1 protein-coding gene is annotated in these 254 nt (G+C 53.1%); it reads right to left on the minus strand.

Annotated features, from left to right (window positions below; genetic code table 11):
• On the minus strand, window positions 1-254 hold a 254-nt coding region (locus tag SQ11_RS17680), incomplete at both ends, for a hypothetical protein (protein WP_041515118.1).

Consider the following 254-nt stretch of genomic DNA (forward strand, 5'->3'; position numbering starts at 1 on the left):
AGGAAGTCAAGCACCTTGCGTTCGCTAACACTTAATTCCTCGCTGGCGTCCAGCTCAAGCGTGGCTACGCCCAATGCTTGGGCTATCTTTGTCCAGCGTTGCTTTCGCTCTTTGCCCTCTCTGATCTTTTCCAGAAGTTCCTCTTCCGGCAGCCACGCCAGCCAATCGTTCTGCTTCTTTCCCTGCAACTCTGCATGGCGTTTTTTCAGGTTGCTCATGATCTGGTCGACTGAAACATCCAGCAGGACGAGGCT

This window comes from Nitrosospira sp. NpAV (assembly GCF_000832065.1).
Lineage (GTDB): Bacteria > Pseudomonadota > Gammaproteobacteria > Burkholderiales > Nitrosomonadaceae > Nitrosospira.